Annotated in this window: 27 protein-coding genes and 1 tRNA gene; 12 read left to right on the top strand and 16 right to left on the bottom strand. The window is 56.2% G+C overall.

Annotation, left to right across the window (positions count from 1 at the left end; translation table 11 throughout):
• Positions 1-554 precede the first annotated feature (554 nt).
• Positions 555-2369, bottom strand: a complete 1815-nt coding sequence (locus tag BJ928_RS28325; protein WP_052227830.1) for an ATP-binding protein — start codon at positions 2367-2369, stop codon at positions 555-557.
• 79 nt (positions 2370-2448) lie between these two features.
• Positions 2449-3912 carry a DNA sulfur modification protein DndB gene (locus BJ928_RS28320; protein WP_197070139.1) on the bottom strand — a complete coding sequence of 488 codons (1464 nt, stop codon included), beginning with the start codon at positions 3910-3912 and terminating at the stop codon, positions 2449-2451.
• Between the two features lie 2 nt (positions 3913-3914).
• On the opposite strand from BJ928_RS28320, the gene BJ928_RS28315 reads away from it, so the two are divergent.
• The 3 genes from BJ928_RS28315 to BJ928_RS28305 all read left to right on the top strand — a co-directional run bounded on the left by BJ928_RS28315 (position 3915) and on the right by BJ928_RS28305 (position 5583).
• Positions 3915-4286, top strand: coding sequence for a hypothetical protein (locus tag BJ928_RS28315; RefSeq protein WP_147413952.1), 372 nt, complete (start codon positions 3915-3917; stop codon positions 4284-4286).
• A 15-nt stretch (positions 4287-4301) separates the two neighbouring features.
• Positions 4302-5069 carry a hypothetical protein gene (locus BJ928_RS28310; RefSeq protein WP_047634104.1) on the top strand — a complete coding sequence of 256 codons (768 nt, stop codon included), beginning with the start codon at positions 4302-4304 and terminating at the stop codon, positions 5067-5069.
• A 196-nt stretch (positions 5070-5265) separates the two neighbouring features.
• A complete protein-coding gene (locus BJ928_RS28305; protein WP_047634103.1) occupies positions 5266-5583 on the top strand; it encodes a hypothetical protein in 318 nt (105 codons plus the stop codon).
• A gap of 3 nt (positions 5584-5586) precedes the next feature.
• Here BJ928_RS28305 and BJ928_RS38940 read toward each other — a convergent pair whose 3' ends face one another.
• From BJ928_RS38940 to BJ928_RS28295, 3 genes are all read right to left on the bottom strand, one after another.
• On the bottom strand, positions 5587-5994 hold the full coding sequence (locus tag BJ928_RS38940) for a putative Ig domain-containing protein (protein WP_047634101.1): 408 nt from the start codon (positions 5992-5994) through the stop codon (positions 5587-5589).
• A gap of 134 nt (positions 5995-6128) precedes the next feature.
• Entirely contained in the window at positions 6129-7400 is a 1272-nt protein-coding gene (locus BJ928_RS38615; RefSeq protein ID WP_047634100.1) for a plasmid recombination protein, read from the bottom strand.
• Between the two features lie 3 nt (positions 7401-7403).
• Positions 7404-7709 (bottom strand): hypothetical protein, encoded by a 306-nt coding sequence (locus tag BJ928_RS28295; protein WP_047634098.1) that lies wholly within the window; start codon positions 7707-7709, stop codon positions 7404-7406.
• Between the two features lie 496 nt (positions 7710-8205).
• On the opposite strand from BJ928_RS28295, the gene BJ928_RS28285 reads away from it, so the two are divergent.
• The gene (locus tag BJ928_RS28285; RefSeq protein ID WP_047634095.1) at positions 8206-9192 is read left to right on the top strand and encodes a hypothetical protein; all 987 of its coding nucleotides are present in this window, start codon (positions 8206-8208) and stop codon (positions 9190-9192) included.
• Positions 9193-9237: 45 nt separating this feature from the next.
• Here the strand turns inward: BJ928_RS28285 and BJ928_RS28280 are convergent, their stop codons facing one another.
• The 4 genes from BJ928_RS28280 to BJ928_RS38605 all read right to left on the bottom strand — a co-directional run bounded on the left by BJ928_RS28280 (position 9238) and on the right by BJ928_RS38605 (position 12661).
• Complete coding sequence (locus BJ928_RS28280) at positions 9238-10089, bottom strand: HNH endonuclease (protein WP_082011936.1); 852 nt, start codon at positions 10087-10089, stop codon at positions 9238-9240.
• A gap of 184 nt (positions 10090-10273) precedes the next feature.
• Entirely contained in the window at positions 10274-11992 is a 1719-nt protein-coding gene (locus tag BJ928_RS38935) for a protein rep (RefSeq protein WP_183079463.1), read from the bottom strand.
• A 131-nt stretch (positions 11993-12123) separates the two neighbouring features.
• Positions 12124-12360: a hypothetical protein gene (locus BJ928_RS38610; protein ID WP_147413950.1), complete on the bottom strand. Its 237-nt coding sequence runs from the start codon at positions 12358-12360 to the stop codon at positions 12124-12126.
• A 25-nt stretch (positions 12361-12385) separates the two neighbouring features.
• Positions 12386-12661 carry a hypothetical protein gene (locus tag BJ928_RS38605; RefSeq protein WP_147413949.1) on the bottom strand — a complete coding sequence of 92 codons (276 nt, stop codon included), beginning with the start codon at positions 12659-12661 and terminating at the stop codon, positions 12386-12388.
• A 476-nt stretch (positions 12662-13137) separates the two neighbouring features.
• On the opposite strand from BJ928_RS38605, the gene BJ928_RS28255 reads away from it, so the two are divergent.
• Positions 13138-13377: a hypothetical protein gene (locus BJ928_RS28255; RefSeq protein WP_047634090.1), complete on the top strand. Its 240-nt coding sequence runs from the start codon at positions 13138-13140 to the stop codon at positions 13375-13377.
• Here the strand turns inward: BJ928_RS28255 and BJ928_RS28250 are convergent.
• The 4 genes from BJ928_RS28250 to BJ928_RS28235 all read right to left on the bottom strand — a co-directional run bounded on the left by BJ928_RS28250 (position 13364) and on the right by BJ928_RS28235 (position 16694).
• Positions 13364-15103 carry a site-specific integrase gene (locus BJ928_RS28250; RefSeq protein WP_147413948.1) on the bottom strand — a complete coding sequence of 580 codons (1740 nt, stop codon included), beginning with the start codon at positions 15101-15103 and terminating at the stop codon, positions 13364-13366. The genes BJ928_RS28255 and BJ928_RS28250 overlap by 14 nt on opposite strands.
• Positions 15104-15191: 88 nt before the next feature.
• A tRNA-Gln gene (locus BJ928_RS28245) sits at positions 15192-15265 on the bottom strand.
• Positions 15266-15505: 240 nt separating this feature from the next.
• On the bottom strand, positions 15506-16141 hold the full coding sequence (locus tag BJ928_RS28240) for an NrsF family protein (protein ID WP_047634088.1): 636 nt from the start codon (positions 16139-16141) through the stop codon (positions 15506-15508).
• Positions 16128-16694, bottom strand: coding sequence for a sigma-70 family RNA polymerase sigma factor (locus BJ928_RS28235; protein WP_047634087.1), 567 nt, complete (start codon positions 16692-16694; stop codon positions 16128-16130). The genes BJ928_RS28240 and BJ928_RS28235 overlap by 14 nt, the downstream gene beginning before the upstream one ends.
• Before the next feature lie 291 nt (positions 16695-16985).
• Here BJ928_RS28235 and BJ928_RS28230 point away from each other — a divergent pair, with 291 nt between their 5' ends.
• The 5 genes from BJ928_RS28230 (at position 16986) to BJ928_RS28210 (ending at position 19891) form a co-directional block, all read left to right on the top strand.
• Entirely contained in the window at positions 16986-17252 is a 267-nt protein-coding gene (locus BJ928_RS28230; RefSeq protein WP_047634086.1) for a DUF2282 domain-containing protein, read from the top strand.
• A gap of 46 nt (positions 17253-17298) precedes the next feature.
• Entirely contained in the window at positions 17299-17583 is a 285-nt protein-coding gene (locus BJ928_RS28225) for a DUF2282 domain-containing protein (protein WP_047634085.1), read from the top strand.
• 110 nt (positions 17584-17693) lie between these two features.
• Positions 17694-18548 carry a DUF692 domain-containing protein gene (locus BJ928_RS28220; protein ID WP_047634084.1) on the top strand — a complete coding sequence of 285 codons (855 nt, stop codon included), beginning with the start codon at positions 17694-17696 and terminating at the stop codon, positions 18546-18548.
• Positions 18549-18558: 10 nt separating this feature from the next.
• Entirely contained in the window at positions 18559-19314 is a 756-nt protein-coding gene (locus BJ928_RS28215) for a DNA-binding domain-containing protein (protein WP_047634083.1), read from the top strand.
• A 91-nt stretch (positions 19315-19405) separates the two neighbouring features.
• Positions 19406-19891, top strand: coding sequence for a DoxX family protein (locus tag BJ928_RS28210; protein ID WP_047634082.1), 486 nt, complete (start codon positions 19406-19408; stop codon positions 19889-19891).
• 65 nt (positions 19892-19956) lie between these two features.
• On the opposite strand, the gene BJ928_RS28205 is transcribed toward BJ928_RS28210, so the two are convergent.
• On the bottom strand, positions 19957-20913 hold the full coding sequence (locus tag BJ928_RS28205; RefSeq protein ID WP_047634081.1) for a hypothetical protein: 957 nt from the start codon (positions 20911-20913) through the stop codon (positions 19957-19959).
• A gap of 474 nt (positions 20914-21387) precedes the next feature.
• Between BJ928_RS28205 and BJ928_RS28200 the strand changes: the two genes are divergently transcribed.
• On the top strand, positions 21388-22305 hold the full coding sequence (locus BJ928_RS28200) for a DUF1003 domain-containing protein (RefSeq protein WP_047634080.1): 918 nt from the start codon (positions 21388-21390) through the stop codon (positions 22303-22305).
• Between the two features lie 73 nt (positions 22306-22378).
• Here the strand turns inward: BJ928_RS28200 and BJ928_RS28195 are convergent, their stop codons facing one another.
• Positions 22379-23626: a TCR/Tet family MFS transporter gene (locus BJ928_RS28195; RefSeq protein WP_063769469.1), complete on the bottom strand. Its 1248-nt coding sequence runs from the start codon at positions 23624-23626 to the stop codon at positions 22379-22381.
• 75 nt (positions 23627-23701) lie between these two features.
• On the opposite strand from BJ928_RS28195, the gene tetR reads away from it, so the two are divergent.
• On the top strand, positions 23702-24307 hold the full coding sequence (tetR, locus tag BJ928_RS28190) for a tetracycline resistance transcriptional repressor TetR (RefSeq protein WP_047634078.1): 606 nt from the start codon (positions 23702-23704) through the stop codon (positions 24305-24307).
• A gap of 37 nt (positions 24308-24344) precedes the next feature.
• On the opposite strand, the gene BJ928_RS28185 is transcribed toward tetR, so the two are convergent.
• Positions 24345-25007 carry a flavin reductase family protein gene (locus BJ928_RS28185; RefSeq protein WP_052227829.1) on the bottom strand — a complete coding sequence of 221 codons (663 nt, stop codon included), beginning with the start codon at positions 25005-25007 and terminating at the stop codon, positions 24345-24347.
• Between the last annotated feature and the right edge of the window lie 14 nt (positions 25008-25021).

Below are 25021 nucleotides of genomic sequence, written 5' to 3'. Positions count from 1 at the left end.
TTGACCACCGTCTCATCATGCTGCACCAGCCAGTCAAGAACAAAGTTCCCACCAATAAAACCGGCACCGCCTGAGACCAATATCGTCATCGAAAAATCCAATCTCACTTTATGTCATATGGCCAAATTGTCGGCACAAAACTCATGCAAGTCAAATCTCGCTATAACGGATGACGTCTCCTGCCGAAAGCCCTCAAGCTGAGCCGAAGTCATATCTGCCTCGGGTAACGAGACAAGAGCAATGTACGGATTCATTCATGGGAGCTTGGGATTGGCTGGGGAACCTGGATGATGACTACCGGCAGCGAAAAATTGTTGACAGTCAATTAGTTACGCAATCTCATGTCAACATATTGGGGGTGGGATTCGGTACTGTCAAGGTAGGCAAAATCGATGATGCTTACGTCAGGCGGCCTTAGCGGACTGAAAAACCACTAGCTGAAGCTACAGCGAACTGTGCTCAGCATTGCAAAGCTTGCTAAGTCCGCTCGTAATGCGGTTGCGCTATCCTGGCGTAAGATCAAAAAGACACACGCTGATAGCCAGCATCGCGTCTTAGTCTGCGGTCACCATCTCGGCTTCCTGTTTGCCTATTCGCAATGCCTGGCTCATACGGCGACGAGCATTCTGTAATGCATCCAGGTAGTCGTCCGCAGCTAAGCTAAGGCTTTCGGGAGACTGCGCTCGCGCCATGTCATCATTCGTCCATTCGCGATTTAGCTGTTTCGCGAGCGCATAGATTACGGCTCGCCCCACTCGGCTGACCATTGTCCTTTCTGACAACTCCAGGGCAAGATGCCGCATTGCCTCTGGGTCGGGCGAAGCGGCGTAGTCTAATTCCAATTGACGTTTCATGGCATCAATCGCAGCATATCGCATGTTTACAAAAAGCTGCGAGGCGTCTTGATAGAACTTCGCTGCCTTACCCTTCAGACCCTTTTCCTCAATCTGAGCGTCGTTTCGTAGAAGCACGATCTCTGGTGCACGTTCGGCATTCAGCGAAATCGATGCCCTTTTGGAGCCGCTGGGTATCGCGAGCAAGTCCTCCAACGTCAGTTTTTTGTCTGCACCTTCAGCACCAGTTGTCTCGCCGCCTTGCCGATCCGGACGATAGCCTTTGCCTGGCCCTACATCCATTTCAACGGCTCCGTTCTGCTCAGCACGGAGACTGGGCGCTTTCACACGAAGGCTGTTTAACAGCTTTTGAAGTTCGTCGCGTATTTCATCAGTGCTGCCGGAGTCCGCTGGAGCAAAAGAGGCAATAAGATCGATCAGCCATCCCGGTCTGTTCTCCCGAGCGATGTCACAGAAGTCCCGCGCATCGACCTGTCTCTGATCACCTTCCTTGTAACGCAGGAATTGGCGGTAGGCCTCCGGCCGAACTGGAAAATCGTCAGGAAGTTCGATGTATATGGAAATGTGCTTTGCACCGAAGGTGACGCCATAAAGCGGCGCGTCAAGAGTCCACTGCCGACTCCGCTTAACTTCATACAACTCATTCTTGTGAACGACGGCACAAACGCTTACGTCGGACGTTATCGCTCCGCTTACAGACTTGTTGTGGCTGGTGTTAAGTAGCGGGGGATCATAGAAATAGTGGATCGCAACGCCGGACGGCGTTATGATGGTCTCAGATTTCCCCAGTGGAAAAGCACGATCCGGAATAGTGCGGAAAGTCCGCGTGCCATCGAGCTTATGCGTCCCTGGCAGGAACTTTACGATCAGCCCCTTCGGGAGCCGGAAGAAACGATAATAGAGGTAGTCGGCGAGCCATTGGCCAGCCACAATCGGATTGCCGTCGTAAGGATCGCGGACAGTGTCCTGCTCAACACGATTCCCGTACAGCGTGACCTCAGTCCAATCGGAAGCAACGTCGACGCCTTCCTCTGCGACAGCTTCGGTAACATCAAGAACTTCGTCCCAAGAACCCAGCGAGCTCTCTCGTCTCAGGCGTCCATATACGCCATCGCGTTCGCACAAAATGACTTCACTCACCTGTCCGCCTTTACAAGAGCGGTAGCGAAGGCCGATTTTATTTGATGGCAAGGAAGCCACCTTTGCGCCCATTCCGAAGTTTTCATCTAGGCCCTTCACTTTGCCGATTGAAGCGGCGAGATCACAAGCTCGGTAGAGTTCTTCACTAGACATACCAGGTCCGGTATTCCAGATTGACAACTTCTGCGAGGTGCCCAGTTTGTTCGACCGGAGCTCGATAAGCTGTCCTCCCTCAGGTGCCTGTATTGCTGCCTCCACCGCGTTCATAAAGAGCTCGCGAATCATCATGGTCTTTGGGCATCTCTCAATCGTGCTAGAAACTAGGAAAAGCTCATCGGCCACTTTAAGCGGGGCAATATCTTGCGATGCAAACATAACAGGTCCCTGAGTTTATATAGCTTTGGATCGAGTCGATGAGGGCCTGACTACAGGCCCTCGACGTAGAGCTTGGCGTCTATTCTGCTGCCAGCGCAGCGCGGGCTTCGACACTTCGGCGAGGCGGCAACTCAAGACGCCAACGGATCATGTCTCCAATAATTGGGTAGATATCGTTGTGTTTGGCACCGAAACGCATAAATCCAAGCTGGTGACTGCCAAGGTCTCGGTTGCCCCCCTCCTCGGAAGGTAAGTATATTTCCAGGCCATCCAACCCCTTCGCAGTCCTCTCCTCTGGCGTCAGAGAATAATATTGCCACATTGGATTTCCATGACTAAAATCTATGTCTGTCAACCTCGACAACAGAATATCCGAGAATTTGTCGCCGTCTTCTGGCTTTCTGTTGCTGAAGCTAAAATCGTAAACAAGCTTTGCCAGTGCTTTTAAAACAACTGGCTGTGCTGCCACAGTTTTTTCTCGGGAACGATCTTCACCGAAGCCCGGAATTGCTTGAATGGCGGTCCAGAATCGGTAAGCCATTTCGGTCTTGCCATCAACCATCGACGGATTCGCGCCACTGATGTTTGTTCGGTTTAGAAAGAGAAGAGCGTTCACACCGACAACATCTTTTCTCGGTAGGCCGCCCTCGTCATCTTCCCAGTTCTTTACATCGTTCTCAATTACATTAAGTCCGAGCTTGTCTATAAGTCTCTCTTTGATGAACAAGTTGACTGGATTTGAATTGTCAAACTGAAGCGCAAGATTTGTGTCGACCTTCTTACCCAGTCTATTCAAATCATGAAACAGTTGACGTTCTTCATCTGGAGTCAAGCCCAAATGTACTTCGACCAGTATCGTGCAGTAGGTTCTGGCTACCTCGAAGCACTCTTCCCACACGGTCAACTCGTCTGCAGACAGAGCCTCACCATCCGAAAATCCCAAAAGATTCCCCTTCTTCGGATAGAGCCTGGTGGCTCGAACCTGTTCAAGGAAGTCGAAAACTAGCTGCATAGCCTTCCTTCGATGTTGACCATCGATAACCCAGAGAACATGACGCTGCGCTAAAAAGATTTTGAAGGCCGCCGTCTCTTCAGTTCTGCGGTCCAGCATTCGATCCCCGCGAATATCCGCCCCGCGTGGGTCACAGTTTCGAATGTTAACTACCAAAGGCTGTATCGCCATGTAAGGCTGTCGACCCAGTCGGCGCATCACTTCCAGAAGCGCCTTGCTTGGTTCTTTCTTGAGTATTTCTCGGCGTTCAATGGCCGCAGAAACGAGGCCCTTGAGGAGATAGATCGCCAGCTTATGAGCATGGACCGGGTCGAGCTTGCGCTGAGCAACTGTGTCGCCATCGCGTCCAGCGTCGTTCGCAACCTCCGACATCCCGTAAAACTCGTGCATGGGCATCTGCATTAGGAAGGTGCGGTTACCCAAGTTATGGCCAATGAAAACCTTCATAGGCTTCTCAGAAGTGTCCCCCGTCTCAAGGATGTCATCAAGTGTTCCGAGAGGGGTAGGCAGTCCATTTTGGCTGGGTATCATGATTGGGCTCCTTCGTTGTTGCATTCGTTAATAGCGCATGTTTCTCGAAAAAGCAATCATCCTGGATGATTTTATTTTCCTCCTGGATGAAAAAGCGTACAGTCCAGGACGTGTTCGCAGGGAAATTCTGGACTCAGTCTCAAGCCCACAGTCACTATCATTGTGTTTTGGGAGGCAAAGCTTGGGTGGGAGGCGATCCCGTAGCTTGCACTTGGGCTCCAGTCGGCTTCCTGGCGATCCTCCTCGATCAAATCACCCTGACTAATATAAAAGATAATTTCGCCGCCACCGATATCGCCACCGATACCTCCGCTTGGCCAACTGGTATTCGGCGTTTGTTGATTGCGATTTTTGCTTGGATCATTGGATTTTGATCGAGGAAGATCGCCATGAAGCCGTCTGCAGCCGCACGAATCCGAAAAGAAGAAACCCGCGAGCGCCGCCGTGCCGCCGAGCGCTTCCGGCGCTGGCTAGAAGACCTACGTCGCCGACAGCAGCAGGCAGATCGCGACCGCCGAAGGAAATGGCTGATCGCTCTCCTTCTCGCGCTTCTTGATTCCAGACCAGTTCAGATGTTTTTTCCTGTTCATTTTGCCGAGGCGGATCCGCCCCAGCAAAAACGACAGTTGAAACCGTCAAGGAACTCTGAAGAAAGGAGCGAGACTGTCGACACGCGAACAGATGACGAGCGCCGCTTTTTATACGACTACGCGCCGCGCTATGGCGAGGAAAGTCAGGAAGTTTATGACGGGCTGACCTGGAACGATATTGTCGCATACAACAAGATTCATCGCCCGCATCTCTTTCCAAGGTTCGTCCCAATCCCCGGCATGCCTGCCCGCTATTCGAGCGAGCCGGTGCACGTCTGGACCCTCTTGTTTGAGATGCAATATCCGCACGCAAGACGAGATGCGATTGCGGCTCTTAAGTTCATCGTCGATCCAGCCTCGCATGATTGGATCACGGCATGCGCGTCATTAGATGACGGCTGGAAAGACCTAAAGAAATGTTGGATGCGGACTCCGGATTTGACCGTCTATGAATTCCCCCGAGCCGCCGCTCGGTGGCGCGAAGAGTTACGCCGGGACGCTGAGGAAAAGAAACGTGACGCGAAGGAAACTCCTACCAGCGGCCCAAAACCCCCCGGCGTCGATTAAGGAAATATCTGAATATACTTTGTTGACGGCAAGGAAATGTTCGAATATTAATCTCGCTAAAGTCGAGTATAGCGTTTTATTACATTTCCTTGTCAATATAATAGTTTTGATATACTTATGAATTTTATTGAATTGCTTTTGTGATTTTTTCGATATCCATTTGCCGTCGTCACCAACGACTGCGAAAAGAAAAAATATGGCGAAGCAAAAACGAAACAAGTTGAAACCGCTGATTTTCGATTGGGATACCGCACCGGATGAGCGCAGCGGCTTCGCAGAAGTAAAGTTCCCTGATTTTCCGCTATTTTATCTAAATTACTTGGAATTACCGTTCGATCCAGCGAACAGAGTGCTCTGGTGGATCGACAAAAGCGGAAGAAACCAAGACGATACAGATGAGGTACATGAGGAAGTCGTCATGGCTTTTGCTCGCGACATCAAGACCGCGCAGCGAGCGGCGGAAGCCGCGTTCATCCGGCTCTTGAAGCCACCGGTTTTTAATGTAGTGACCTGAAAGCTACTCAACGATGATCGCAACCGGCACGGTCTGCGACCGTCCCGCGCCATCGGAGATCGTAACAGAAAAATCATAAGTCCCGGTCACGGAAATCCGACCCCTGATCAGCCCAGCAGACAGGTCCATCGAAAGCGTTGAAGGCAGGTCAGCGCTTGAAAATGAATATCCCGTTTTCAAGCCGCCTGACGACCAAATCGGGCTTGTGTACAGGCTATTACCTGCCCGGACTCTTGTCGACCCATAGGAAATTCCGAAATCAACCGGTGTCGCAGGATCGGGAATTTCCAGTTCAGGCGGCGGCGAGACGAATTTGAGGGTGCCCGTTGTCGGTGACCGCCATATGATTTCGCCCGCATGCGCAGACGACGAAAGTACCAAGGCAGCAAGAGCAACAAGAAGCAGACGCATGCTGCGATCTCCAATGAACACATGGAAATTGCCGCACGTCATCAAGCAAGCGACAAGGATATTTGGGACTTGCGCCGACAGCGCCGACGAACTGTAATTTTTGAAGGCGAACCCGTCCCCCGGTAGTAGCCACCTCACTTTCCCTCCTTCTTTTGTTTTGGTCGCAACGTCATCCGCATTTCCGGTCCCGCTGCTGCCAATTCCTGTTGGCGATCCGGTGGCAGAAGCGACCATGCTCGATCCCTTTCGATCTGCATTCGCAAGGCCGCGTCCCGCGCTCGCTCGGCGTCCAGCGCGGCCTCATTGGCCTTCTTTTCCGCTTCATGACGGCGCTTTTCTTCGACCCTCAAGCTTTCCTGAATCGTCCTGGCGAAGGCACGGACATGGGCGATTTCGGTGGCAAATTCCTCCCTGATTTTGGTCGCCAGCTTCGATTCGCCCAGGGCGTCCCACATTGCTCTCAAGCGACCGGTAACGCCTGAATAGCGTTCGGCGCGAGCAAGAGCTTCCTTGGCCTCTTCCTGTGCCTTCTCTGCCTGTTCCCGCGCCGCAGTTGCCGCAGTTTTTGCTCTTTCGGCAATTTCCTTCTCATGGGCGGCGGCGGCACGGATTGCTTCCGCCTCGGTTTTCGTTCGCGTCACGAAGATGTCGCCCGATGCTTTGACCTTCTTTGCCCGCTCGATAACCGTTTGCAGTGCTTTCGCCTGCACCTGCTCGCGCTGCCACTCATCCCGGCTCAAACGGCGGCGTTGGGGACCCAGCCTTGTAAGGCCGCAGGGCACAGCGACGGCCTCGTGATACGAATTCTGCCATTGCCTCATTGCTTGCTTATATGCCGCATCAGCCCGCTTTGAGAGCGCCTTTGTATCCTCGCCTTCGGCTAGACAGGCAGACATGATTCCGCGTTTTGCGACCGTGCCGGGGTGATATTTGAGCGCTGCCATCGCCGGATCGGCAGTCGGCACGATATAAGCGTGAACATGGAAATGTGACTCATCTTCGTGACGGATTACGGATTTCAGATCATCTCCGTATTGGTCCTTTAGCCACTGGACCGTGCGCCGCTCCCATTCCTCGACTTCCCTTTGTTTTGCCGGATCGGCGCGGATTTCGTCCATGGTGAAGGGGTGCGATGCTACAACCGTATTAAGCGTCTTTTTGTCTTTTGCGACCTTCCGGACGTGGCCACCCTTCACCGTGATCGTCGCGGCGGCGGCAGCGGCATCGTGCATATCCTGCACAGCCTCAATGCCGACGCCATATACGACGACGGGCGGCAGTGGATTTGAAACGTGGACGGAGGCTTCAGGCTTCCGGCTGGCCTCAGCAAATATGAAGTCCGTACTCCGGCCCTTCGCATCAGCCTTACGGGCAAAAGACTCCAAATGCACGAACTGGTAGCCCATGCGTCACCCTTTGCGGGGCAAATCGTCGAACCCTGAAAATGGTTCGACGCCCGCTTTGATGCTGGCGCGGACGCAGTGCGGTTCTCTCCACTCCTTCACAAGGTCACGCCCGTCCGGTGCGATGAGAGAAATTTGCTTTGCCGTCAACGCTTTCAGAACGGGAGCTTTGGTGAGAGGAAAAAGGATCAAAACCCGATTGCGTGAGACGTGAATTACATCGACAGCTTTCCGAACCCGGACGAGAGATTCCTTGAACCTGAATTCACGAAACTCTGCACGGACACGGGAAACAGTTTCTCCGTAGGCCATCAGTGCGTCCTCCGATCCCTCTTCTTTCGTTGGGGCACGACGGCATCGTAAAGGAAATCGATCCCTTGGACGAACGAGGCGACAAGCTGCACGCGGCCTAGAAATTCATCGTCGGTCAGATGCTCATGCCCGCCATTGCGGTCTGACCTATCCTGAGACACGGAGGCGTACCGGTCCTGATTTTCCCAGATTACCGCATACCACGATGTCGGCAGTCGGATGACCTTTAACCTTGCCTGAGTAGGCAGTCCCTGGTTGATATTTGTTGCTTGTCGTTCGTATTCTTTCATCGCTTCGCTCTTGTAGGAAAGGGTTCCTACAAGCTTCGGGGCAAAAGCTGTCGGCGGAAAGGAAATTCCCCAGGTCTGAGAAATGTGGCTTGGTAACCCAGGGCTTGGAGGCCGCCGATCTACCAATTAGAGCGTTCAGAATTTATGGATGGATCGCCGCCACCAGTCGTTTCGCGGCGGGATGATTTGTATGCGGAGATTCCAGCGTGAAGCCCGAGGAATATGAACTGCTCAAAGCTGCGTGCGAAGCTACGGCAGCAAGTCATCCTGATTTACAAAGGAGCCAGCGAGAGTCCCCAAACGAAAGCGCGAAATCAATCGAAAATGAGATATCCGGTTTCCTGGGGGCAATATGGCAGGATCGCAAGAGCGTCTATGATTCCGCTGAAGAAGCACTACAGCCTCTATGCCTCCTATATGATTTGGCGCTCTTGCAGGTCTGCGATCTGTCACACTTTGGGCTGAAGAATAGACGTCATCGAAGCCGAGTGATTTGGCCAGAAGCCCAATTACCAACCCGGCCATCGCCCAATGCCGTTTTCTATGTTTTGGCCTCCAACCTAGCTCAATCCATGCAGGCCTTTCGTCTACTGGTTCTTCACGGATTTGAAAGCCAGGCCCGAGCAACCTTTAGAGGGGTGATCGAGACTGCGGACTTGCTGACTATGGTTTTGGCAAGGGAAGCGACGTATCGAGAATTCATAAAATCCTTCGAAGACCCCAAAGACAGCTACAAGCACTGGAGAAGCCACCTATCTCCATCAAAAATTCGGGCTGCTGTTTCGCAGTTGGAGGACGGCGATCCGCTTTCAATCCCAATCGACCTGACGCCAAATGAAATTAGAGACGGTATGTATCAATGGCTTTCCGAATTCGTACATGTGAATTTCGTTGCCCACATAGTTGCGGCTCATCCAGCTGACGCCAATGGGGGCTCTCGACCGCTTGCGATGCTCGGAAATGTGGGAGAAACGTCAAGGGCGACACTCGTCCACTGCCTGCTATACCTTTGGATTACCTTGCTGAGAATCGAGAGATTGCTTTGGGAGCAGCATCGTTGGAAGAGCCTCCGGGGATGGCGCTCTCGCAAATGGTTCAAGTATCGCTGCCGTACGTTGGATGAATTGTTCCTATCTTATCTGCCTACGTACTGGGAAAAAAATCCTTTGTCGGACTCATGGGAGGGGATTTAGAAGGCCATTTCATATGGGGCCGGGGACAGCTGTAGCTGCTGTCTACTATATTCGGGGGCTATTTATCTCTGCGGCGTTGATGCTGTTGAGTTTCTCAATAACATGGCCAACATTGTTACGGCCTTGAACTCGCCCAACTACGGTGTGGTACCATGGCATGAAGGTGTTTGCCCAAAGCTTCACCTCTGAGATAATATATAAAAGCTCGGTCGTTCCCAGAACTTTTGTCCGCAGCGAATAACCGAAATCCAATAGCGCTTCGGGTTCCTGCATATTGGTGCCAACCAACCAGGAAACATTTGATTTCTCGCCCAGGATATACGGCACGCAAATCGCTTCGAAATCCCGACAATCCAGATGCGTCAAGGCCTGTCCATATCCGATCTTCAGCAGTAGTTGGCCGAATTCCGTTGGCTGATGTCTGAATCCGACCGCAGGCTTAAAGTTATATTTTTGCTCGAACTGCTCTTGTCTGTTGGAGTCAGCAATCACGGCCATCGTCCAGGATGGCAGCGTGTCAACCGTCTCATTCAACCCTAGAAGAATTCCGGCGGGCGGCATCTTGTAGAACGCAAATACCGCTGGGACGTCCTCGTTTGGTATGGCCTGGACGCGGCCAATTTTTTCGCCATCAGGTATGAACTGTGTCACTGGCTTCTTGTTCTTGCGGCGGGAAGTTGCGCCGAAACTCTGCCTAGCTTGGCCCCAAAGTCCCCTGGCAATCTTCAGTTCAACCTTGGAAGTAATCTTAGCGCACGAGTCGCAGCTTGCGTCCCTGAGGACATGACTTCCTCCTAGCGAGTACGGAACGATATGTTCGTCGGTGAGTCTCACACCCTCGGCTCTGCAATAAATACAGTACCCAAGCGAGGGGTAGTATGTTGGACCGTGGGACATGAAGAATCAGCGAGATTGGAAGCGTTGCGGTGAATGTTAGCTGGCAACGAGGTAACCGTCTTCTGGTAATTGGTAGTGACCGACTACTGATTGCAAGCAACCATCGGCTCTTCCGAGGGACGACTTCATCGGGAACCTGCCGGTAGCCCCCTCCATGACCGGGGAGGTCAACATACACTGATGGTTACGCTGCGATCTGCGTTGCCGACATGTCTTCGATCATTTCCAAGAACGCATTCAGATCGTCGTTCGCAGGTTCGGGACGGTCGGCCATTACCAGTTCCATCACTCGACGGATTGATGGGGCCTTGAAGTCAAGCCCCTTGGCAACGGCCTCGCGCTCCTCGCTGTCGAGGACATGCGAAATCGCGCGATCCATTCGCCCCTTGAACCGGAACACCAGCGCCTGTGCGTGTCTGGCGATCTCGAAGGCTGTAGGCGCGTGCTTCTTCTTCTCAGCAACTTCTTCGCTCGGCTGAGACAGCACGCACGTCAAACGCTCGATTTCCGACCATTCCCATTGTCGTTCGACGGCATTCAGCACCCGCCATGCAACGCCGCGATTAAGAATTTTCGCCCAGACACTGGCCTCGACCTTGCCGACGACATCATCGCCTTCCTCAAACTGTTGTTCGGAGGCCTGATCGGCGTCATCGTCGACAACGATGCACAGCTTCGCGGCGAGAGCCGGGGAAACAACGCAGGAACGCGTTCCGGGCATTATCGCTGCGTACTCGGTAAAAAGGGATTTTGCATGGTCGTCGCCAGCGGTCGCCAGTGTAACCAAATCCCACGGCGTGCGGCTGTCGGCATCGCGGGCTTCCTTTAAACCACCTGCCACTTCCCAGCACGCTGACCCCTTGCCGGTGTATCCGGCAATCTTCTCCTCATCCCAGACCATGGTCACATCTTGACCGATCTTCTTTGCGACGCCGCCCAGCTTTCGCACTTCTCTGATATATCGGGCGACCAAGCGGCGGGCAGCCTTCCTTATTTCCTCCTTGCTCCTCATTCCGGGAATGATCATGTGGGCATGGTAGTGCCACCCACTGCGGCGATTATGCAGGACTTCGATGCCCTGGACGACGCCAAGGAGGCCTCCTTGCGCCTGTATCTCCTGCCATTTCCGCCCTTGTCTCGCTTTGCGGGACGCCTCGGAAAGCAGTTTCTTCACCAATGCGAGCGACATGGAAAGGTCATGCTTGACGGTCAACGTCACAAACGCGCAATGACCACCAACAGCCTCGGTATTATTAATAACAGCAAGCACGCGTTCCTTGCGGCGCAACGCGCGAGCAGGGGCACAGGTCGGACACAACCACGGCGAATCGCAGCGGAAGACGCCCGAAACGGCAGCGCCAGTCTCTCTGCGATGAAGCGTGATCTCGCTCATGCGCGTTGATGTTTTCCTGATTCGTGCATCGCCCATTTCGTCAACGTACGTTTCTTTCTTGACCCGCTCCCCGGCATAGCCGCAGCCGCAAACGGCTGGTCCTTTTTCATTTTTCGGGCGAAGCAGGGCGACGACCTTGCTCTTCATCCGCCAACGAGACGCACCAGTTATTTTCCTTTTCTTTTGGTCGTTGTCTTCATCAACTGTTGTTGCTAGCTCGCCTGGAAACGTAGCTCCTCTGTTATCAAGAGCCCGGCCTTCGGCGTGCTTCTGCGCGGCCTTCGGCCTTGCGGTCCCGGCTTTAAAACCTGCGGAAACGGCAGCACGAATGGCCAGCTCACCATCCGCATAAGGATCGATGGAATGGGCGTTCGGATGGTCGGCAAAAAGGAGTTTAAAGGAGGTTTTATTCTTCGCCTTGCTGCAATCTGAAGGCGAGATATGTTGACATTTTTTTGTGACAGAATGGGGCGTTTCGTCGGCTGGGATATGTCCCAGCGCCGGGGTCACTCAATTGTCAATGGGAGCTTTACAACATACATGATATCGTTCATCTTTATTAAACAGTGATAAAAACACCGCTGAGGGTTCCTGCCCTGTGACGCGGTGTTTTTTTATGGTCAGGTGCGGCGATGGCTAGGTCAAGAGCCGGAATGCCTGTCATCGATATAATCCTTGTTCAGGATACGGCTCAGAAGGAATTTCATCTGAGCTTTGACAGCCTCCATCTGCTCCAGGGCTAACGCATAGCGTTGAGCAGAAACGCCGCTTGGAGCCCTTAAGATCGACCAAAGATGATCGAATTCCATTCCATAATATTCGAGCGCGGCTACAACTTTCGAACGGTGCGGGATAGCGTTTAAGGTGAGATGTTCCATGGGTAGCTCCTCTTTCCTTACACAATCAACGTCCGTATCCATGACGATGATGGCTCTGCCGATATTGGAGCGAGTGTAAACCACGTTCAGCGCGAATAACTTCGACAACTTGAATCTGCCCACGATCCAGCCAGTCAAACGCGTCCTGTGCCGTACGTTCGCTACCAATCTCGTCAAAACGGTCGAGAGCAAAGCCAACCGTGTACCTAATGGTGGTGGAGCCGGGAAAACGGTCGATCTGATATTTGCCGCTATCGATCCCATCGATTTTCTCGCGGACAATACGCATCATGTCACTCATATAAGGTCCTCTATCTGTCAGCCTATTCTGACTGACGACAGACATGTGGCACGAAACCGCGTTTCGCAAGCAATCCGGCAGGGGCAGCCTCGCTCTTTTCCATGTCGATGCTCCAGGGCTTGAAGACGGGCCGCAGGTCCCGCCTTCATGCGCCTGCGGCGCACCGCCCCTCCCGCATAGACACGGAACCTTTTCGCTCGGTGACAGCCAGCGCGGCGGCTCTTTATGACCTGCGGTCACCGCCATGCCCATTCTGGCCAAGGCGGGACAAGAGCCTATGCCGCCGCGCCTGCCGTCAACCCCCGCCTGCCACCGAGATCGTGGCAACCGATCCCTCCCCAGATTCAATAAAATCCGATCAATTCTGTTCACGGATACCATCCCATATCCGACATCTTTCCCGTCACAAGGATTCTCAAGAATCACCAGTTTTGCTATAAATTTCTCAATGAAATCAGATAGAAATGAGATTTTCAATGCGCCAGACTATTACGAAAATCAGGGGGCTGACAGTTAATATCGAAGTCGTCGAAGTATGCCAAACCGACGCCCAAGGCGGCATCCTCTGGTACCACGCGGCGATCTGGATTCAGGAGCGTGGGAGCGCAGAAAAGACACTGGTTCGCAAGAGCCGTTTGCCGGGAGCGGCGGCGGAACTGCGGAAAGAAATCCAGCGTGACGGAATAAGAGCGTTCGACCGGCTTAGCCGCGCTTAGAAGAAGGCCGTATCAACTTGCCGTCTGCACCGAACACAGGCGGTGTCAGCTTCCGCTTTTTGATTTGAACTTTCAACGGAGGAGGCGACAGGTCGGATGCCCCCTTATCAAGGAAGGACAGATCAAGCGGCGAACGAAAGCTTTCAACGACTTCCTTGAGCTTAGTCGTACTGACGCGCTTTGTGTATGTACGCCCTTCGCTGCCGCCACCTTCATGCCCCATAACAGCGTCGATATGCGAGTCCTTGAGGTCTGTGGACTCCAGCACCGTCCTGAACGTATGACGGAATGAGTGAAAGGTCGTCTTTGTCCCGACACCCAGGTCGATCTTGATCCTGGAAAATTCGCGACTGAACGCGGAACTGAGGCTGCCCTTGTGCAACGAGAGTTCAGGCGAGAAAAGATGTTCCACGTTTCGCCCTCGCTGGGCCTTCACAAAATCCATGAAGCCGTGACGGATCAACCATGAATGCACCGGAATGACGCGAGTTCCAGACTCGGTCTTTGGGTCCCAGCCTTCGCGGGGAGCAACATCAAAGCAATGTACGCCGTTCTTCATGACAATGTCGACAGCGGGACGCAATCGGCAAATCTCTTCAAGGCGCATCCCAGAATGTAGAGCGATGAGCGGCAACCAGCGGAGTGCGCTTCCGCCCGTCGCATCGTGATAGATGCGCGACGTGAAGAACCGTTGAAGGTCTTCGCTCGACCAGTCGTCACGGGCGGACTTCTTGGACTTGGTTCCAGGGAATGAGTGTCCTGAGAAAGGATTGTGGCTGGCTGGAACGTGCTTCCTGAATATCAACCACTTCCATATTGAATTCATGCCCGAGAAGTGGCGTTTGACAGTCTTCATGCTTACCCGTGGCAGGGTCGTGTCGTCGCGGGCGCGGACGAGTTCTTTTTTCAAAGACTGTGTCGCGCCCTTCCCATGCGTAGATGGCAGTTGCAGCACAAGTTCACGAAACTCAGCGGCTTTGTCGTATGTAATCTGGCCGAGAGGCAAGTCCCCCAACAAACCCACAAACAGTTCGACGGTCTTGAGGTATTGGTCCGCATCCTTCACAGGCTTATTGTGGTTGTACCCGACCGCTATATCCTTTTGCCACGGCTTGATGAAGGTCGAAATTCTGTTGAAACTTGCAGCAGTTACAGACGCCGCTTGCGAGAGGGAATGACCCGTTACCACTGTCGGAACTTGGTCAAGCTCAGGCTGAAAGACGTTTCTTACCCGTTTCCCAACATACTCATCGAGAACTTGACGCATCGCATCCAACATCAAATCCAAGGCCTCGGGGGTTTCGCGAAACCCCGCATCCTCCAACGCATCCCCAGCCTCTTCAAGCATGATTGCGCGTTCGTTGTAGTCACCGTCCGGAGCAATGGTCACAAGCAAGTTGTCCGGGAAGAACTTTAGACTTGCCTTGAGCCGACCCGGCGTCAGGTCGTCAACGTGCCTTTTCAAATATTGTTTAATTCGCGGCTGACTCATCCAATGCCGCGCGGCGGCACGGAAATCCTCATCTGTCAGAGTCTCATCTGCCGCCAAGTCAAACAGCCTTTCGCTTGCGACGTAGAGTTGCGCCGCACGGACGTTAGCTGTTTTTCGCACGGTCGTTCTTAACGACCGGTATATTTCCTTGATTCCGAAGCGGCTCTGAAGGTGAGGAGGAACGCGTCGTCTAAAGAAAAAGGAATCGGCTTCCCGCCGCAGGTATTTCGACATCGCCAAATCGCCCGTGTGGGGGTGCAATGTGGGGGTATTCCCAACATCGACAAAATTGGCGTAAATTATTGAATTAAAACAAAGTTTTTGGCTGGGGAACCTGGACTCGAACCAAGATTAACGGAGTCAGAGTCCGTCGTTCTACCATTGAACTATTCCCCAACATTCGCGAAGCGATGAAATCGTTCGCGGCGAAGGTTGCGCCTCTATAATCGAATTTACTGCGGATGCAAACACTTTAACGCAGGGAAATGCTATTTTTTAAAAGTGGCGCCCGGTGGATGTGACAGGCCATGAATCTGCCTGCTATCAGCAGGTTTTCCAAGCCATGCTGTCCCAATGGCCCAAGACGGCTGCCCGAAAGGCGATTTCGCCGGTTTCGACGTCGCGCATTTGATCGCTTCACCAGCGCAAGAGGCGTTTGCCGAGGATATAGCCAACGGCCGTGACGATGGCGATTGCGATCGGATACCAGAGCATGACGAAGAGCGGGCTGTCGTCGGTGCAGTTCGAGGCGTAGAAGGTCGCGGCGATGCCGCTGGCGGCAAGACCGGCGACGGCGCCGGCGACGCCGGGCTTTTCCGGCGCGCCATGGCGTAGCGCCAGGAGGAAACAGGCAAGCGGGCCGATCGACAAAAGCGGGATGAGCGTCAGGCAGAAGCGGGCATTGTGCCCGATCATTCGCGCGCTCCAGCTGTCTGCCGGCATGACGGCCATTTCGACGGCCACGGCGGCAAGCAGCAGCAGAGGGGCGGCGAGAAGCGTCCAGCCCCAGAGGCGCAGCGATACACCCGGCCGCCCGATGCGGAAAACGACGGCGCAAGCCGTCACGGCAAGCGCGATCGTCACGACGAACTTGAACAGGAAGCGGATGGTCTCCATCGCGGTATCGATGTCGGCGCGAAAGCCGATCATGACGAAGAACAGGCCGCCGCTGATCAGGATGCCCGCGATGACCGCCATGGTCAGGGCCTTGCCGATCCGCGTGCGGACCGGCGCGTCCTGCGCCAGAAGATTGATGAGGTCATCGGTTTTCACTGGTCTCACTCCGATAGAGGGCCGCAAGCGCCTTCAACGCCCGGTGCAGCGCCACGCGCACCGCCCCTTCAGTCATCTTCAGCCGGTCCGCCGTTTCCCTGACGCTGGTTCCCTCGACGGAAATCGAGCGCACGATCGTCTTCTGCGGATCTTTCAACTGTTCCAACATACGATCGACGTCGAACCGGTCCAAGGAGTCGGCGTGTTCTTCCGCCTCCAGAAAATCGATCACGTCGTCGATCGGCACGCTCATATGCCGCCCGCGCCGCCTCAGGCTGTCGATCAGCTTGTTACGCACGATCGTCGACAGCCAGGGGCCGATCGGGCGCGATGTGTCCCATGTGCCGCGCTTCAGATGGACGGCCAGCAGCACTTCCTGCACCACATCCTCGGCCTCGCTCACCGGCGCGCCCAGCTGATCGCAACGTCTTCTCGCCATGGCGCGCAGATGCGGCGTCACCGCGGACAGGAAACGGTGGTAGGCCTGCGCATCGCCGCCAATGGCGGCGCGCATCCAGACTGCCCATTCCTCTTCGCGCGCCGAATGATTCACTCGACATCTCCTCTACGCGGGACCGCACGCTTTCGTTACCGGCAACAGCACATATTTTTCAAGCTCTTTCATTGCCGCCAGCCCGCGTCGACCTCTTGCGCCGTCTCCTTGCAGATACCAGGCACACCGGCATGGCGTACGCAGACGACTGCGACCGCGGCGGATAGCCGGCACACAATAATTGCTGCCATCCCGGAAAAATTTTCGATGCGCCTGTAACATCCGGCCGACACGCTCCGTAGACCCCGATGCAAGCCAATGACGGCTCGCATCCATCTAGGAGACAGGTCCATGAAGAACAGCATCCTCACCCTGGCCATCGCTGGCTCGATCGCATCCGCGCTTGCATCCGTCGCCGTCCCGGCATCCGCCGCCGATACCAAGGAAAAATGCTACGGCGTCGCCCTCAAGGGTCAGAACGATTGCGCCGCCGGCAAGCATGATTGCGCCGGCAAGTCGACCATGAGCTACGACAAGATGTCCTTCAAGCTCGTTCCGACGGGGACCTGCACCTCCATGAAGACCCCGAAGGGCCACGGCACGCTGACCCCGGCCTGATCCGATACCGGATCGTTCGTCAATCATCGCTCGCAAGGAGTTTGCCATGAACAAGATGTCCGCACTCGCCCTGGCCGCATCGGTCGCAACCGCGGTGACGCTGGTTGCCGGCGCGACGACCGCCTCCGCCGCAGACGCCAAGGAAAAATGCTACGGCGTCGCCCTCAAGGGCCAGAACGATTGCGCCGCCGGCCCCGGCACGACCTGCGCCGGCACGTCGAAGGTCGACTACCAGCGCAACTCGTGGAAGCTCGTTCCCGCCGGAACCTGCGAGACGATCAAGACCCCGAACGGCCACGGCACCCTGGCACAAGGGGCGGCGCCCGTCTGACAAGGCAGCGCAAACGCGTGGACGGCGCATGTCTTCACCGGCGCCGTCCGCCTTCCGAACGCAAACCGCTTCGCAACTTTACTGGAATTGCGCCAGTCCGGAGGCTTGCAATGAAACCGTCAGAACTCCCTCGTCGCGCTGGCGTCGGCTTCAAGCCAGAGCATTTTTCCGCGATCGATGCCGAAAGCCAGCCGATCGGTTTCTTCGAAGTTCACGCTGAAAACTATATGGGCGCCGGGGGGCCGCCGCATGCGCAGCTCGGCAGGCTGCGGCAGGACTATGCTCTGTCCATCCACGGCGTCGGCCTTTCCATCGGCTCGATGCAGCCGCTGGACGGGGAGCATCTCGCCCGCCTGAAGATCGTCTGTGACCGCTACGAGCCCGAGAGCTTCTCCGAACACCTTGCCTGGTCGAGCCACGATACGACCTTTCTCAACGATCTCTTGCCCCTGCCCTACACCGAGGCGACGCTCAAGCAGGTCTGCGCCCATATCGATGAGGTTCAGACGTTGCTCAGCCGTCAGATGCTGTTGGAGAATCCGGCTACCTACCTGCTCTTCGAGGAGAGCACGATAGAGGAGACCGAGTTTCTGGCCGAAGTCGCCCGCCGCACCGGTTGCGGCTTGCTGCTTGACGTCAACAACGTCTTCGTCGCCGCCACCAATCACCACATGGACCCGCGCGCCTATCTCAAGCGCTTCCCGGTGCAATGGGTACGGGAGATCCATCTGAGCGGTCATTCCGAGACCATCGACGATGCCGGCGCGCCGCTCTTGATCGACAGCCACGATACGCCGGTCAAGGACCCTGTCTGGGTGCTCTACGAAGACCTCATCGGTCGGACCGGACCGATCGCCAGCCTGGTCGAATGGGATAATGACGTGCCGGAATGGCGGATTCTGAGAGCCGAGGCCGAAGCCGCCGACGCAATTTTGAAACGCGCCGCCGCATGTCGGGCAGCCTGAGGAGGGATCGATGTCTCTCGCCACGCAAAGCGGCTTCGCCGCGGCACTCATCGACCCCAGCCTCGACGTGCCCGAGGGGCTGACGGCCTGGAACGACCAGAAGCCGGCACGGCGCTTCGGCGTCTATCGCAACAATGTCGCCATCGGCCTGATCAGCGCGCTCACCTCGCGCTTTCCGGCGGCCGAAAGGATCGTCGGAGAAAAATTCTTTGCGGCCATGGCGCATGAATTCATCCGGTTGCATCCGCCGCAGTCGCCGCTGCTCCTGGCCTATGGCGATGGTTTCCCCGATTTCGTCGAGGGATTCGAACCGGCGCGGGAAATCCCCTATCTGGCCGATGTCATGCGGCTGGAAGCGCTGCGGGGTCGGGCTTATCATGCGGCGGATGTTGTACCGCTCGATGCGACCCTAGTCGCGACCATCGAGCCGGCCGGCCTGGCGGAACTTGCCTTGATGCCGCATTCCTCCGCCTCGATCGTGCGTTCCGCCCATCCGGCCGTCACCATCTGGGCGATGAACATCGGTGAGATCGTGCTTGCAGATATCGACGATTGGTCTGGCGAGGATGCCCTTGTCGTCCGCCCGCAGATGATCGTCGAGGTACATCGCCTCCCGGCAGGCGGCGCAACCTTTCTGGAGCAACTATTTGCCGGCGCCGCGCTTGGTCAGGCCTATGAGGCCGCTCTTGCCGAAGCCGCCGATTTCGATCTTTCCGCCAACCTCGCCGGCGCGTTCACGGCGGGCGCTTTCATTGCCATTCGCTGAACGCTGAATCCGATCCGAAATCCAAGAAGTAGAGCATGAGGTCGTCCGAAATCCCTTCGCACTTCGGCATCATGCTCTCGGGAGAACCGAGATGCAGAACCAGATGATGACGGCCACTCCGGCCGAACGCGAAACCATGCCCCAAAGGCTCTATAGCGGCTTAAAGCTTCTCGACCGCATCCCGTACGATCTGATCGCGCTCATTGCGCGATTGTCGATCGCCGCAGTCTTCTGGCAGTCCGGCCAGACCAAGGTGGACGGCTGGCATGTGACCGACAATGCCGTCTATCTCTTCCAGACGGAATATAAGCTTCCGCTCATCGATCCCTGGATCGCAGCTCATATCGCCGCCTTCAGCGAGCATTTCTTTCCATTTTTGCTGGTCATCGGCTTCGCAAGCCGGCTTTCGGCGCTGGCGCTGCTCGGCATGACTCTTGTCATCGAGATCTTCGTCTACCCCGATGCATGGCCGACACACGGCACATGGGCCACCTGTTTTCTAGTCATCATAGCCGGCGGTCCCGGACGCATCGCGCTTGATCACCTGATCGCCAAGCGGTTCACCCGCCCGGCCTGAGACCGGTCGGACGGGAAGCGCCAATTGCAGATGGCGCTCCGCGATGCCAGGTTAAGGTGATCGACCTAACGCAGGACGGGCTCGCCGTGGAAGCGGCGACGCGATGGTTTCGAGACGCCGAAACCCACCTCCATCATCAGCCGCGGCTTCTGCGTCGGCACGGTGCCCATATGGAAGCCGAAGGGATCTTCGACGAAGCCGGAGCCGGCCTTGCCGGTCAGCGTCAGCGCATTCGCCTGCCCGTAGTAGTCGAGCACCTCGTTGGCCGGATGCCCGACCAGCAAGGTCAGCTGGTGCCGCACTCGACGGCGCCTATGACTTCCCTTGACGAAGACATGCGGGCCGGTGCCCTCATCCACATCGACGAGGTTGAAGAAGAATTTCAGCATCCGCCAGTCATCGAGATCGAAGTGATATTTGTCGAGCGAGGCGAGACTTCTGTCTGCTTCGGAGGCCTGCGTCGGAAAGCTCCACCAGACGCGGGTCGTAATCACCTTGGCCTGCCCGCCGAGATATTGGCGGGCGACGTCGATCAAAAGCGGATCACGCTGGACGGCCATGACGGCATCACAATCGAGCGAGCGCTCGAAAAAGTGCCCGCTGAGAATCGGCCGAGCGAAGCGCGCCTCCGCTTGCCGATGGTCGCTCGCGACGAATTCGAGCTCCCTGTTGAAATTGCCATAGCAACCGGTGCTCAACGCGAATTCGGCAATCTCGCGATGGATATGGTCGGGCAGCATCAGGTTCGGGTAGATGCCATCCGTCCGCAAGGCCTTGACGACGGCGCTACGCTCGACACCTGTAAACATCGAAGCGCCGGAAACGGGCAGCCTGACAGCCTGCCTCGTGGCAAACCAGTGCATTCGCCGAAACGGCAGGGTTCTGGCCAACAGGAACATCGGCAACCAGGCCGGATTTTCCTTAAGATCGGTCAGGTAAGTCGGTATCCTAACAGCCATACGCTTGAAGCGGCTACCCTGCCGGGCGACGGACTCCAAGTCTCTTGCCGGGGGATTGTGCATAGCTATCCTTTCCGCACATGTGCAAAACCCGTGGCAACAGGCCCAACTCCTGTTGATGCGATGTAATCCTTTGAAACTTCAATGTTTATTCGCAGCAGCGAATATCTGTTGCACCGCGGCAAATAGCGGTCGGGCGACCTTGGTCAAGGGGCGAGAAGTCAAAACCTGATTGAATCGGTAGAAATTCCTGCAGAAACACGCAAGGCTTTTGAAAACGTTTACGAAATCGCCCGGAACGGTTGTTCTTCCAGACTGGTGGTCTGAACCCGCGCTGGAGACACGGGAACCACGCATTTCATTTGCCGTTGTTTAGGATAATGCCGCTAGAAATACAGCAGAAGCAGATGAAAGAGGAAGCTGCGGGTAGGCAGCGGTGTGCCGTGCCTTTTGCAATTTTCCCTGTCTTCTAACAGTCATATTCCTGTTCGCATTATTGGCTAAATGAGCGACAAAGCGTCAAAGAGGCCCCATTATATGACAGAAACGAAGAGCTTTGAGCCGGCGGAAGGCATCGTCGATTTCGATGCGGGCGAGGGTGAGACCCCGACCGTTGTGGAGATGAACGACTACACCAAGAGCCTGGCCCAGGCGAAGGCCAAGTCCGTCAAGCTGGTCGATGCCATCACCGGTCAGGTGCTAAAGAAGAAGGATGCCGTCCACATCGACGACCTCCGCCCTTCTCTGGCGGACTTCATGCGGCTCAAGCATCCCGAACTGCGGGCCGACGACTATGTCAGCCGCAAGGTCATGGACGACTATCGCGCTCAATATATTGCCGAACTGCTGACTGTGGAGCGCGGCGAGCTTTCCAACCTCGAGGACGAGGTCGTCGAAAGCTTGAAGACGCACGATACGCTAGCCGAGAACATCGAAGAAGACTACGAGGACAACCGCTCCATCGGCGACCGAATGGCCGATGCCGTCGCCTCCTTTGGCGGCAGCTGGACCTTCATCATCTCTTTCTGTCTGTTTCTCGGGGTCTGGATGGCCGTCAACGTCATCATCGGCGAGAAAGAGGCATTCGATGCCTATCCCTTCATTCTCTTGAATCTCGTCCTCTCAACGATCGCTGCGCTGCAGGCGCCCGTGATCATGATGAGCCAGCGCCGCCAGGAAGAGAAGGATCGCCTGCATGCGCTCAACGACTACAAGGTCAACCTGAAGGCCGAACTGGAAATCCGCCACCTGCATGAAAAGGTCGACCATCTCCTCAATCGCCAGTGGGAGCGCTTGACCGAAATCCAGCAGATCCAGATCGAGATGATGCTCGAACAGGCCAAGGCCGCGACACGCGCACTCAAGACGAACAAGGCGGCGAAAGCAAAGACCAGCGCTCTGAAAAGCCTTTTCGGCAAGGTCAAGGACCCGGACCCGGATGAATCCGTGAATTGACGGCTGCCGGGCGGCGCCACGGCCTCGCTCTGCCATGGCGTCGCTCTTGAGCCCGTTAATGCTTCAGCGTCACTCAATCGCTCGGCTGCGCGCCTTTCGCAACGGCTTCGTCTTCTCGGTGCGCCGTGCCTTCGGCGCGGTTGCCTCGTCCTGTCCACTGTCGATTCGCGAACAGAACCGGCATGCATAGAAGGTAGAGCGAAGCCCCGAGAACCCAGACCAGACCGGGAAAGACGTGCCTTGAGGCGAAATAGATCTCGCTGATCGCCAATGGCGCGACCATGGAGGCGAGGCTCGTCAGACTGGTCAAAACACCCTGCAGACGTCCCTGCTCGTCAGCGCCCACGCTCTTGGTCATCAGGGACAGCAGCGCCGGCTGGCCGATTCCGCCGAGGCAAAAAAGCGGAAACAGAAGAAAGACGAGAAAGCCGCGCGTCACGAAGGCGATGGCAACATAGGCCGCACCATCGCAGACGATCGCAACGACAAGTGCCGCGCGTTCGCCGCAGCGCTCGCTCAACGGGCCGGCGACGAAGGCCTGGGCCAGCGCGTGGAACAGGCCGAAGCCGGCAAGCGACAAGCCGACGGTTGCCGTATCCCAGCCGAACTTGTCCTGACCATAGAGCACCCAGACTGTGCCGCCGACCTCGCCGATGATGGCAAGGATGACGGATATGAGCAGCAGCGGCAGTAGCGCCGGAAACGCACCGATCCAGCGCAGCGGCGCCAGGGGATGAAAGGCAGCCGGGTCGATCTGCTCGGGCTTTGCTGTCCGTGTCTCGGGCAACACGACGAGCGCGACGATGAAATTCACCATCACCAGAAACGCCGCCGCCACGAACGGCGCACGCAGCGAGATCGTGCCGAGCGTTCCACCGATGACTGGTCCTAGAATGAAACCGATGCCGAAGCACGCGCTGAGAAGCCCGAAAGCGCGCGCCCGGCGTTCCTCCGGCGTGATATCGGCAAGGCAGGCGGCCGCGACGGCGGCATTGGCGGCCGTCAGACCGGCAATGGCCCGCCCGAGAAACAGCCACCAGAAACCCGGCGCCCACGCCATGAAGGCATAATCGATCATGCCGCCCGCCAGCGAGGCAAGCAGCACCGGCCGGCGGCCGTAACGATCGCTGAGCGTTCCGAGGATGGGAGAGGCCAGAAACTGCAGCGCGGCATAGAGCGACAGGAAAGCCCCATAGCGCCAGCCGAGCTCAGGCGTATGCGCCACGCTCCTCAGAAGCTCCGGCAGGATCGGCATAACCAGGCCGGTGCCGGCGGCATCGAGAACGACGACGGCGAGAATGGTCAGAAGCATCTTGTTCATAGCGTAAAACTTATCGTTGATAAGGAGATTTATCGCCGATAAATTATGCAGAAGAGACTGTCAATCGGAGAACCCATGAAAATCGACCGGAAGCAGATCGTCGATGCGGCGCTGACCATCCTGAACGAGGTCGGCATCGACGGCCTGTCGACGCGGCTGATCGCCCAGCGCCTCGGCGTCCAGCAACCGGCGCTCTACTGGCATTTCAAAGGCAAGGGGGCATTGCTCGCGGCAATGAACACGGAGATGCTGAGGCGGAACCATACGCGCAGCATGCCTTTGGCCGGGGAGAGCTGGCAGGAATTCCTGCGGGCCAATGCCCGCAGTTTCCGCTCGGCGCTGCTGGCATGGCGGGATGGCGCCCGCGTCCACGCGGGGACCGAGGTCGACCCCTCGCACCTCGATGCGATCGAAGCACAACTCGGATGCCTACTTGCGGCCGGCTTCGCGCCGGGACAGGCGCTGGGGCTGATGATTGCCGTTGGCCGGTATGTGGTCGGATGCGTGCTGGAGGAGCAGGCGGATGCGGCCGATTCCCAGGATCGGGCAGCGCTCGATGCCGCCGCTGAAAGCCATCCAAATCTGGCCAAAGCGCTGTCGCTCTACCGCGCCAACGGCCATGAAGCGTTGTTTGAGGCCGGTCTGGAGTTGCTGATAGCCGGAGCTCAAGCCGGCAGATAGGGTGTGACCGCTCGGGCAGCCTCACCCATGGAATGAATCATCTCTCGGCCTTGAAGGTGCGGCCGAGATCCGGCCCCGTGCCGAAATAGTGCCGAAACACGTAAAGCAGCGGGCTCCATCTATTGGTATCGATGTGGTTGGTGTCGGGGATCACAATATCTCTGTGGGCATGGACGCGAATGACCTTTGCCTCGATGATGGAGAACGCCTCGGGCCGCTCCGAGGACCATTCCGCACCGGGCGAATGCGCCGCCACCACCTCCGCCTCGAACTGGATCGGGCATTCGGCGATGCGCAGCGGCCGCACGAGATCGGCTGCCTGCGGCGTGAAACCGGCGACATCGAATTTGTCGGCTTCGAAACGGTAGCCGATTTTTTCCTTGTGCGGAGGAACCGGATCGCGGCCCGTCGTCGGTGCGATCGCCTCGACCTTCGGCCACAGCTCCGGCGATGGGAAATTCAATATGAGCTGTCGCTCGCGCAGCAGATTTTCCCGCCCCTTGCTGGTCGAGGTCAGGCCCATAACGACGCGGTCATATAGGGCCCAGACCGAGGACATCGGCGAAACATTCGTCGTGCCGTCGGCATTGAGGCTCGTAATCAGCACGACAGGAGTGCCGATATAAAGCACGCTGGGCTTGATTTCGATATGTTCGCGATCGCTCTCGTCCGCGTTGAATTCGGCTTTGTTCGTCAACATTGCAAACTCTCCTT

The organism is Rhizobium sp. WW_1 (genome assembly GCF_003610155.1).
Lineage (GTDB): Bacteria > Pseudomonadota > Alphaproteobacteria > Rhizobiales > Rhizobiaceae > Rhizobium > Rhizobium tropici_A.
This window is presented reverse-complemented; position numbering and strand designations above follow the sequence as displayed.

Bases quoted from the DNA above. Each gene is read 5' to 3' on its own strand.
- BJ928_RS28325 (WP_052227830.1), bottom strand. From the start codon at position 2,369: ATGTTTGCATCGCAAGATATTGCCCCGCTTAAAGTGGCCGATGAGCTT.
- BJ928_RS28320 (WP_197070139.1), bottom strand. From the start codon at position 3,912: ATGATACCCAGCCAAAATGGACTGCCTACCCCTCTCGGAACACTTGAT.
- BJ928_RS28310 (WP_047634104.1), top strand. From the start codon at position 4,302: ATGAAGCCGTCTGCAGCCGCACGAATCCGAAAAGAAGAAACCCGCGAG.
- BJ928_RS28305 (WP_047634103.1), top strand. From the start codon at position 5,266: ATGGCGAAGCAAAAACGAAACAAGTTGAAACCGCTGATTTTCGATTGG.
- BJ928_RS38940 (WP_047634101.1), bottom strand. From the start codon at position 5,994: ATGCGTCTGCTTCTTGTTGCTCTTGCTGCCTTGGTACTTTCGTCGTCT.
- BJ928_RS38615 (WP_047634100.1), bottom strand. From the start codon at position 7,400: ATGGGCTACCAGTTCGTGCATTTGGAGTCTTTTGCCCGTAAGGCTGAT.
- BJ928_RS28295 (WP_047634098.1), bottom strand. From the start codon at position 7,709: ATGGCCTACGGAGAAACTGTTTCCCGTGTCCGTGCAGAGTTTCGTGAA.
- BJ928_RS28280 (WP_082011936.1), bottom strand. From the start codon at position 10,089: ATGTCCCACGGTCCAACATACTACCCCTCGCTTGGGTACTGTATTTAT.
- BJ928_RS38610 (WP_147413950.1), bottom strand. From the start codon at position 12,360: ATGGAACATCTCACCTTAAACGCTATCCCGCACCGTTCGAAAGTTGTA.
- BJ928_RS38605 (WP_147413949.1), bottom strand. From the start codon at position 12,661: ATGAGTGACATGATGCGTATTGTCCGCGAGAAAATCGATGGGATCGAT.
- BJ928_RS28255 (WP_047634090.1), top strand. From the start codon at position 13,138: ATGCGCCAGACTATTACGAAAATCAGGGGGCTGACAGTTAATATCGAA.
- BJ928_RS28250 (WP_147413948.1), bottom strand. From the start codon at position 15,103: ATGTCGAAATACCTGCGGCGGGAAGCCGATTCCTTTTTCTTTAGACGA.
- BJ928_RS28230 (WP_047634086.1), top strand. From the start codon at position 16,986: ATGAAGAACAGCATCCTCACCCTGGCCATCGCTGGCTCGATCGCATCC.
- BJ928_RS28225 (WP_047634085.1), top strand. From the start codon at position 17,299: ATGAACAAGATGTCCGCACTCGCCCTGGCCGCATCGGTCGCAACCGCG.
- BJ928_RS28220 (WP_047634084.1), top strand. From the start codon at position 17,694: ATGAAACCGTCAGAACTCCCTCGTCGCGCTGGCGTCGGCTTCAAGCCA.
- BJ928_RS28215 (WP_047634083.1), top strand. From the start codon at position 18,559: ATGTCTCTCGCCACGCAAAGCGGCTTCGCCGCGGCACTCATCGACCCC.
- BJ928_RS28210 (WP_047634082.1), top strand. From the start codon at position 19,406: ATGCAGAACCAGATGATGACGGCCACTCCGGCCGAACGCGAAACCATG.
- BJ928_RS28205 (WP_047634081.1), bottom strand. From the start codon at position 20,913: ATGCACAATCCCCCGGCAAGAGACTTGGAGTCCGTCGCCCGGCAGGGT.
- BJ928_RS28200 (WP_047634080.1), top strand. From the start codon at position 21,388: ATGACAGAAACGAAGAGCTTTGAGCCGGCGGAAGGCATCGTCGATTTC.
- BJ928_RS28195 (WP_063769469.1), bottom strand. From the start codon at position 23,626: ATGAACAAGATGCTTCTGACCATTCTCGCCGTCGTCGTTCTCGATGCC.
- tetR (WP_047634078.1), top strand. From the start codon at position 23,702: ATGAAAATCGACCGGAAGCAGATCGTCGATGCGGCGCTGACCATCCTG.
- BJ928_RS28185 (WP_052227829.1), bottom strand. From the start codon at position 25,007: ATGTTGACGAACAAAGCCGAATTCAACGCGGACGAGAGCGATCGCGAA.